The organism is Roseomonas sp. TAS13, from assembly GCF_001950415.1.
GTDB lineage: Bacteria > Pseudomonadota > Alphaproteobacteria > Acetobacterales > Acetobacteraceae > Roseomonas > Roseomonas mucosa.
Genome location: NZ_BDLP01000223.1, coordinates 1 through 7,286, shown reverse-complemented (window position 1 = coordinate 7,286; position 7,286 = coordinate 1). Strand labels below are relative to the sequence as shown.

General features: G+C 71.9%; 7 protein-coding genes. 1 reads left to right on the top strand and 6 read right to left on the bottom strand.

Annotation, left to right across the window (positions count from 1 at the left end; genetic code table 11):
• Positions 1 to 531, bottom strand: a 531-nt coding sequence (locus ROTAS13_RS16070) for a ribonuclease HII (protein ID WP_075822834.1), incomplete at its 3' end; no start/stop codon positions are given.
• Positions 531 to 1,478 (bottom strand): acetylhydrolase, encoded by a 948-nt coding sequence (locus ROTAS13_RS16065; protein ID WP_075822833.1) that lies wholly within the window; start codon positions 1,476 to 1,478, stop codon positions 531 to 533. The genes ROTAS13_RS16070 and ROTAS13_RS16065, both read right to left, overlap by 1 nt.
• Before the next feature lie 265 nt (positions 1,479 to 1,743).
• Here ROTAS13_RS16065 and ROTAS13_RS16060 point away from each other — a divergent pair, with 265 nt between their 5' ends.
• Positions 1,744 to 2,631, top strand: coding sequence for a cation diffusion facilitator family transporter (locus ROTAS13_RS16060; RefSeq protein ID WP_075822832.1), 888 nt, complete (start codon positions 1,744 to 1,746; stop codon positions 2,629 to 2,631).
• A gap of 215 nt (positions 2,632 to 2,846) precedes the next feature.
• Here the strand turns inward: ROTAS13_RS16060 and ROTAS13_RS16055 are convergent, their stop codons facing one another.
• The 4 genes from ROTAS13_RS16055 to ROTAS13_RS16040 all read right to left on the bottom strand — a co-directional run.
• Positions 2,847 to 3,404 (bottom strand): NUDIX hydrolase, encoded by a 558-nt coding sequence (locus ROTAS13_RS16055; protein WP_019461339.1) that lies wholly within the window; start codon positions 3,402 to 3,404, stop codon positions 2,847 to 2,849.
• Positions 3,401 to 6,328 carry an aminomethyl-transferring glycine dehydrogenase gene (gene gcvP / locus ROTAS13_RS16050; protein ID WP_075822831.1) on the bottom strand — a complete coding sequence of 976 codons (2,928 nt, stop codon included), beginning with the start codon at positions 6,326 to 6,328 and terminating at the stop codon, positions 3,401 to 3,403. Before gcvP ends, ROTAS13_RS16055 begins: the two co-directional genes overlap by 4 nt.
• Positions 6,329 to 6,335: 7 nt before the next feature.
• Entirely contained in the window at positions 6,336 to 6,710 is a 375-nt protein-coding gene (gene gcvH, locus ROTAS13_RS16045) for a glycine cleavage system protein GcvH (protein ID WP_027282650.1), read from the bottom strand.
• Between the two features lie 98 nt (positions 6,711 to 6,808).
• A partial coding sequence (locus tag ROTAS13_RS16040) for a glycine cleavage T C-terminal barrel domain-containing protein (RefSeq protein ID WP_305793721.1) occupies positions 6,809 to 7,286 on the bottom strand: 478 nt, incomplete at its 5' end.

The following is a 7,286-nucleotide window of genomic DNA, read 5'->3' as shown; positions in this document are numbered from 1 at the left end:
GCCGGCATGCCGGGCGAAGCCGTAGCCGGGGTGGCGGGCGTCGAGGCGGGCCATGGCGCGGTCGCGCAGCACCTTCGCCACGATCGAGGCGGCGGCGATGGAGAAGGAGAGGCCGTCCCCGCCGATCACGCAGCGGGTGGCGCAGGGCAGGCTGTGCGGCGCACGGGGCGCCATGTTGCCGTCGATCAGCGCGAGGTCGGGCACGGGGCCGAGGCGGCGCACGGCGCGCAGCATGGCGAGGTGCGTGGCACGCAGGATGTTCAGCGCGCCGATCTCCGGCGCCGTGGCGGCGCCCCAGCCTATCCGGGCGTGGCCGGCGCGCGCGGCCTCGCGCAGCGCGGCGAAGGCGGCCTCGCGCCGGGCGGCGTTGAGCTTCTTGCTGTCGTCGAGAAGGCGCGCGAGGGCGAGCGGCGGCTCGGCGGCGAAGATCACGGCGCCAGCCAGGACAGGGCCGGCCAGCGGGCCGCGCCCGGCCTCGTCCACGCCGGCGACGCGTCCGCCGGCGGCCAGTTCCAGGCTGTAGTCGGGCATCAGAACGAACGCGTCTCCCAGACATCGTGCGGGTGCAGCAGGTCCGGCGCGCCTTCCCGCAGGAAGCGCGCCGCCGCCGCGTCGCCCAGCAGGGTGGCACGCAGGAAGGCCGTGGCAAGCCCCGCAGTGCGGGCGTGATAGGTCGGGTCGCTCCAGCGCGCGCCGGCACCGGGCTCATCGGCGAAGGAGGCGTGCACCGCGCCGTTCAGCACCGCCAGCGCGCCGGGATTGCGCGCCGCCTCGAAAGGCTCGCGCCGCTGCGCCGCGCGCACGCCCTCGATCCAGCCGTCGTCGTTGCTGCCGGTGACATGCAGCATCGGCGCGACGAAGCCGGCATAAGCCAGGCGCGGCGGCAGGCCCTGGGCGGGGATGGGGGAAAGGGCGATTCCCGCTTTCAGGCGCGGATCGGGCAGGTTCAGCCCGCGATCGCCGCCCGGCAGGCGCTGGCCCAGCATGGCCTGCACCGTCCAGGCGCCAAAGGAATGCCCGGCGATGGCAAGGCGCCCCGCGTCCGCCTGGGGCGGCAGATTGTCGAGGGCGAAGCGGACATCGTACAGCCGGTCCAGCGCCACGTTCACATCGAAGGCCGCTGCCGCCAGGGCCATGCGATCCCCGCCATGGCGCCAGAGGCTGTCGTCGCTGCCCGGATGCTGCAGGTGGATGGCCAGGAATCCCGCCCGCGCCAGTGCCCCGCCCAGATAGGCGAGGCCATGCCGCGAGCCGCCCAGCCCATGGCTGAGCAGCACCGTGGGAAAGGGCCCCCGCCCCGCCGGGATGCGCAGCAGCACCGGGATCTCCCGGTCGCGCGCCGGGTCCCGCCAGTGGTTCTCGCTTTCCGTGGGCGGGGGCGGGGCGGCCTCGCCCGGCGCTGGCCGCAGCAGAGGCGCGGCCGCCAGCGCCCCGAGCAGCGCGCGCCGCCCGCCTGTCGTGAGACCTTCCCCCGTCATGGAAGCCCGGGGAGAGTGTCGTCGCTGTGCCATGCCGTGAGCACCGCCACGCGGCCTGCGCCGCGCTCCTGGAGGATGGGGATGGGCAGGGCGGGCGCCATGGTCCTGGCCGGCCCGTCCCGGATGATGCATCTGGGGACGGGTGGCGGGATCGTCCAGGAATTCCGGCACGGGCCGACACGAAGCCTTAACACTCGAACAGCTATTCATATGTTGACTGTGTAACGGGGCCTCGCTATCGCCCCTCTCCCAGCAGGGAGGAGCCATGTCCCCCGCCATCCGCCTCGCCCTGGGCAGCATCCTGTTCGGCCTCGTGGTGCTGGGCCTGAAATTCGCCGCCTGGCGGGTCACGGGCAGCGTCGCACTCTATTCCGACGCGCTGGAAAGCATCATCAACGTCGCCACGGCTGGGACGACGGCGTTGGCCCTCTGGGTCAGCCAGCGCCCCGCCGATGCCGGGCACCCCTATGGCCACGGCAAGGCGGAATACTTCTCCGCCGTGCTGGAGGGCGTGCTGATCGTGCTCGCCGCGCTTTCCATCCTGCGCGAGGCCTGGTTCGGCTTCCTGTCGCCCACACCTGTCGAGGCGCCGCTGCTCGGCCTGGCCATCAACGCCGCCGCCACGCTGCTGAACGGCGCCTGGGCGACGGTGCTGCTGCGCGCCGGGCGGGCGCGGCAATCCCCTGCCCTGCTGGCGGATGCGCGGCACCTCTTCACCGACGTCTTCACCTCTGGCGGCGTGCTGCTGGGCTTCGTCCTGGTGCCGTTGACCGGCTGGCCGCTGCTCGACCCCGCCCTGGCGGCGCTGGTGGCGCTGAACATCCTCTGGAGCGGCGCCGGGGTGGTGCGGAGCTCCGTCGGCGGCCTGATGGACGCGGCGCCGGACAAGGAGGTGATGCGGCGGCTGCGCGGGATCATCTCGCGAAACGCCGATGGGGCGCTGGAGGCCCACGATCTGCGCGCCCACCGCGTCGGGGGCCGGCTCTTCCTGGAATGCCACCTCGTCCTGCCGGGCGACATGCCGCTGCGCGAGGCTCATGCGATCTGCAACCGCGTCGAGGAAGCCCTGGGGCGGGAAATGGGGGATATCGTGGCGACCATCCACCCGGAGCCGGAAGAGGAAGCACAGCGGCACGGCGTGCTGGTGCTGTGAAGCCTGGCCCCCGGAGGAAAGGCGCCGTCAGCGCGGAAACGGTGTCATTCCTCTTTTCGGGAGCGCCGCCGATCCACCCGCTCTCAGGATCAGAAGGGAGTCCGGCCTCGCCACCGGGCGCCAACGGAAGGCGGGGTCCGGGGACATACGCTGTCCCCGGGGGGCCGGGGGAGGCGGAGCCTCCGCCCGGGGGTGGGAGCAAGCGCAACGCAGGATCAGAAGCGCAGGCGCCCCGCCGCGCGCAGGCAGAGCAGCAGCGCGGAAACATGCATGACCTGCGGCAGGATGCCCTCGTCAAGCCGCGCCAGCACGTCCTGCCAGGGATGCAGCTCCACGGTGATGTCCTCGCCCGGCTCCAGGCGCGGCTCGGCGATCTTCCGCACGTCCAGCGCCAGGAGGTTATGGCTGCGGTTGCGGTGCGAGGCCGGGTTGGGCGAGAGGCTGGAGACGAGGCGCAGCGAGCCGGCGGCGTAGCCGGTCTCCTCCAGCAGCTCGCGCGCCCCGGCGGGCACCGGATCGGTCTCGCCAGGGTCCATGCCGCCCGCAGGGAGCTCCAGGCAGAAATCCTGCGCCCCGTGCCGGTACTGGCGGATCAGCACCAGCTCGTCCGAGGGTGTCAGCGCCACGACATGCACCCAGTCGGGATATTCGAAGGTGTAGAAGGGATCGAGCAGGTTGCCGCGCGCATCCTCCACCGCCTCCGCATTCACATGGATCCAGCGGTCCTTGAGGACGGTGCGGGATCTCCGCACCGTCCAGGGCTTGCGCGTCATTCGGCGGCGATGCGCATGTCCTGCGCATAGGCTTCGAGTGGCGCGCAGGTGCAGGCGAGGTTGCGGTCGCCATAGACGTTGTCCACGCGCTTGACCGGCGGCCAGTACTTGTGCGCGGCGACCCAGGGCGCCGGATAGGCGGCCTGCTGGCGGGAATAGCCATGGGTCCATTCCGCCGCCGTCACCTCCTCGGCGGTGTGAGGCGCGTTCTTGAGCGGGTTGTCGGCCCGGTCGAGACGCCCTTCCGCCACCTCGGTGATCTCCGCGCGGATGGCGACCATCGCCTCCACGAAGCGATCGAGCTCCGCCTTCGGCTCGCTCTCGGTGGGCTCCACCATCAGCGTGCCGGTGACGGGCCAGGACATGGTCGGCGCGTGGAAGCCGAAATCCTGGAGGCGCTTGGCGATGTCCTCCACCGCGATCCCGGCCTCCGCCTGGAAGCCGCGGCAGTCGAGGATGCATTCATGCGCCACCATGCCCTGGCGGCCGCGATAGAGCACCGGATAGTGCCCCTCCAGACGCTTCGCGACATAGTTGGCCGAAAGGATCGCCACCTGCGTCGCCTTCCGCAGCCCCGCCGCCCCCATCATGCGGATATAGGCATAGGGGATCGGCAGGATCGAGGCGGAGCCGAAGGGCGCGGCCGAGACCGGGCCGAAGCCCGTCTCCGGCCCCGCCTCGGCCAGCAGCGGGTGGTTCGGCAGGTGCGGCGCGAGATGCGCCGCCACGCCGATCGGGCCGACGCCCGGCCCGCCGCCGCCATGCGGGATGCAGAAGGTCTTGTGCAGGTTCAGGTGGCAGACATCCGCGCCGATGCTGGCGGGTGAGGTCAGCCCGACCTGCGCGTTCATGTTGGCCCCGTCCATGTAGACCTGGCCGCCATGCCGGTGGATCAGCGCGCAGATCTCGCGGATGCCTTCCTCGAACACGCCATGCGTCGAGGGATAGGTGATCATCAGCGCGGCGAGATGCGCGGCGTGCTCCTCCGCCTTGGCGCGCAGGTCGTCGAGATCGACGTTGCCGTCGTTGTCGCAGCGCACGACCACGACGCGCATGCCCGCCATCGCCGCCGAGGCCGGGTTGGTGCCATGGGCCGAGGACGGGATCAGGCAGACATTGCGCTGCTGGTCACCGCGCGCATGGTGCCAGGCGCGGATGGCGAGGAGCCCGGCATACTCGCCCTGGCTGCCCGCATTCGGCTGCAGCGACACGGCGGCGAAGCCGGTGACGGTGCAGAGCCAGCTTTCCAGCCGCCGCACCAGCGTCAGGTAGCCCGGCACCTGCTCCGCCGGGGCGAAGGGATGCACGTTGCTGAAGCCCGGCAGCGTGATCGCCATCATCTCCGCCGTGGCGTTCAGCTTCATCGTGCAGGAACCGAGCGGGATCATGCTGCGGTTCAGCGCGACGTCGCGGTCCTCCAGCGACTTCAGGTAGCGCAGCATGCCGTGTTCGCTGCGATGCGCGGAGAAGACCTCGGCGGCGAGGATCGCGCTCTCGCGCTCCAGCGCGGCGGGGATGCCGCCGGCGGCCTCGATCGCCCCAAGTTCCGGCGCCGACACGCCGCCGGCCTCGGACAGCGCCTCGGCCAGCTTCGCGAGGTCGTCGCGCGAGACGGTCTCGTCGAGGCTGACGGCGACGCAGCCCGCATCGACGCGGCGCAGGTTGAAGCCGCGCGAAAGCGCCGCCTGCATCAGCGCATCCGCCTTCGCGCCCGCCTCGATGGCGATGGTGTCGAAGAAGCCCTCGTGCCGCAGCGCGAAACCCGCCTTGCGCGCCGCGCCGGCCAGCAGCCGCGCCTGGAGATGCACACGGTCGGCGATGCGGCGCAGCCCGTCCGCGCCATGCCAGCAGGCATAGAGCCCGGCCATCACCGCCAGCAGCACCTGCGCGGTGCAGATGTTGGAGGTCGCCTTCTCGCGCCGGATATGCTGCTCGCGCGTCTGGAGCGCGAGGCGCATGGCCGGGCGCCCGGCGGCATCCACCGAGACGCCGACGATGCGGCCCGGCATCAGCCGCTTCGGCCCGTCCTTCACCGCCATGAAGGCGGCATGTGGGCCGCCCCAGCCCATCGGCACGCCGAAGCGCTGCGAGGAGCCGATGACGATGTCGGCGCCCATCTCGCCCGGCGGCTTCAGCCGCACCAGGGCCAGCGGGTCCGCCGCGACGATGGCGGTGACGCCCGTGTCGTTGGCGAGCTTGATCTCCGCCTCCAGCTCCGCGCGCAGCTCGCCGGTCGTGCCGGGATAGGAGAAGATCGCGGCGAAGGGCCCCTCGCTGCGGATCGCCCCGGCCATCTCGCCGGGGGCGTGCGGGCGGATCTCGATGCCCAGCGGCGCGCCGCGGGTGCGCAGCACGGCCAGTGTCTGCGGGTGCAGGTCGCGCGAGACCAGCATCACGCGCCGGTTGGTGGCGCGCGGCCCCTTCACGGCGGCCAGCGCCATGACCATCGCCTCCGCCGCCGCCGTGCCTTCGTCGAGCAGCGAGGCATTGGCGACCGGCAGGCCGGTGAGGTCGGCGACCATGGTCTGGAAGTTGACCAGCGCCTCCAGCCGCCCCTGCGCGATCTCCGCCTGGTATGGCGTATAGGCCGTGTACCAGCCGGGATTCTCCAGCACGTTGCGCAGGATCACCGGCGGCACATGCGTGCCGTGATAGCCCATGCCGATCAGCGACTTCACCGCGCTGTTCTGCGCGGCAAGCGCGGCCAGCTCGGCCACCACCTCGGACTCGCCGATGGCGGGCGGCAGCGCATCGAGCGTGTCCCCCAGGATGGCGGCGGGCACGGTACGCGCGGTCATGGCGTCGAGGCTGTCCGCCCCGATCGCCTCCAGCATCGCCGCGATCTCCCCCTCCGAGGGGCCGAGATGACGGCGCACGAAACCGCCCTGATCCTCCAGGGCGGCAAGCTGCTCAAGGGTGCTCATCGCGGCATCAACCGGCGGCGGCCACGGCCTCGTAGGCCGCTTCGTCCAGCAGCCCGTCCACCTCCGCGGCATCCTTCGGCTTGATGCGGAAGAACCAGCCCTCGCCCATCGGGTCGCGGTTCACCAGGCCGGGATCGTCGCCCAGCGCCTCGTTGGCGCCGGTGATGGTGCCCGCCACCGGGGCATAGATGTCGGAGGCGGCCTTCACGCTCTCCACCACCGCGATGGATTCGCCGGCCTCGACCTCGCGCCCCACCTCGGGGAGATCGACGAAGACGATGTCGCCCAGGGCTTCCTGGGCGTGGCTGGTGATGCCGACCACGGCATCCTCGCCCTCGGGGCGGACCCATTCATGGCTGGCGGTGTAGCGGATCTGGGACATGGGGCGGGTTCCTGCAAATCGGTCTGGAGAGATCGGTCCGGGCAGATCGGTCCGGGCGCGCCCGCCACTTCCCGGGCGGGCACGGGGGGAAAAAGCGATCAGGCGCGGCTGGCGCGCTTGTAGCGGTGCGGCACGAAAGGCGTGGGCGCGACCTTGGCCGCCACGGCCTTGCCGCGCACCATCAGGTCCAGCGCCGTGCCATCCGTGGCGAGGCCAGGGCGGACATAGCCCATGGCGACGGGCGCCCCGAGCGTCGGGCCGAAGCCGCCGCTGGTCACCTCGCCCACCACCTCCGCGCCGGACTGGATCGGGGTATGGGCGCGGGCGGGCTGTCGCCCCTCGACGGCGAAGCCGACGCGCAGGCGCTTCGGGCCGTGGTCCAGTTCCTCCCGCACCCGGTCGGCGCCGCGGAAGTTCCATTCGGTGCGGCGGCGCTTGCCGATGGTCCAGTTCAGCGCCGCCTCGACCGGGCTCGTGGTCTCGTCCAGGTCGCCATGACTTAGAGGAACGGCCCCAGCCCAGGCGCCGTGGGCGGGGTTAGAACCGCAAAGCCGTCTTGCGTAAAGCAGTAATACG